This is a genomic window from Streptomyces sp. NPDC038213, assembly GCF_055600495.1.
On sequence record NZ_JBVJYM010000066.1, the window covers coordinates 1 to 1,433 of the forward strand.

Genomic DNA, 1,433 nt, shown 5'->3' on the forward strand with positions numbered 1-1,433 from the left:
ACTAACCGGTCCCCTTAACGTTCCAGCACCGGGCAGGCGTCAGTCCGTATACATCGCCTTACGGCTTCGCACGGACCTGTGTTTTTAGTAAACAGTCGCTTCTCGCTGGTCTCTGCGGCCACCCCCAGCTCAGACAGCAAGTGTCATCACCGGTGATGGCCCCCCTTCTCCCGAAGTTACGGGGGCATTTTGCCGAGTTCCTTAACCATAGTTCACCCGAACGCCTCGGTATTCTCTACCTGACCACCTGAGTCGGTTTAGGGTACGGGCCGCCATGAAACTCGCTAGAGGCTTTTCTCGACAGCATAGGATCATCCACTTCACCACAATCGGCTCGGCATCAGGTCTCAGCCTTAACGTGTGACGGATTTGCCTACCACACGGCCTACACCCTTACCCCGGGACAACCACCGCCCGGGCTGGACTACCTTCCTGCGTCACCCCATCGCTTACCTACTACCACCTTGGGTCAGCGGCTCCACCACTCCCCTTTCCCCGAAGGGTCCAGGGCGGCTTCACGGCCTTAGCATTAATGGATTCGATATTGGGCGTTTCAAAGCGGGTACCGGAATATCAACCGGTTGTCCATCGACTACGCCTGTCGGCCTCGCCTTAGGTCCCGACTTACCCTGGGCAGATCAGCTTGACCCAGGAACCCTTAGTCAATCGGCGCAAGAGTTTCTCACTCTTGTATCGCTACTCATGCCTGCATTCTCACTCGTGAACCGTCCACAACTCGCTTCCGCGGCTGCTTCACCCGGCACACGACGCTCCCCTACCCATCCATACAGGCGTTGGCCCTATTGTATGAATGACACGACTTCGGCGGTACGCTTGAGCCCCGCTACATTGTCGGCGCGGAATCACTTGACCAGTGAGCTATTACGCACTCTTTCAAGGGTGGCTGCTTCTAAGCCAACCTCCTGGTTGTCTCTGCGACTCCACATCCTTTCCCACTTAGCGTACGCTTAGGGGCCTTAGTCGATGCTCTGGGCTGTTTCCCTCTCGACCATGGAGCTTATCCCCCACAGTCTCACTGCCGTGCTCTCACTTACCGGCATTCGGAGTTTGGCTAAGGTCAGTAACCCGGTAGGGCCCATCGCCTATCCAGTGCTCTACCTCCGGCAAGAAACACACGACGCTGCACCTAAATGCATTTCGGGGAGAACCAGCTATCACGGAGTTTGATTGGCCTTTCACCCCTAACCACAGGTCATCCCCCAGGTTTTCAACCCTGGTGGGTTCGGTCCTCCACGAAGTCTTACCTCCGCTTCAACCTGCCCATGGCTAGATCACTCCGCTTCGGGTCTAGAGCGTGCAACTCAATCGCCCTGTTCGGACTCGCTTTCGCTACGGCTTCCCCACACGGGTTAACCTCGCTACACACCGCTAACTCGCAGGCTCATTCTTCAAAAGGCACGCAGTCACGAGAC

At 56.8% G+C, this 1,433-nt stretch carries 1 rRNA gene (running past one end of the window); it reads right to left on the reverse strand.

The features are described from left to right. Positions 1-1,433 (reverse strand): 23S ribosomal RNA (locus tag ACZ7JZ_RS35860); its annotated part runs 726 nt beyond the window's last position; the annotation flags it as partial.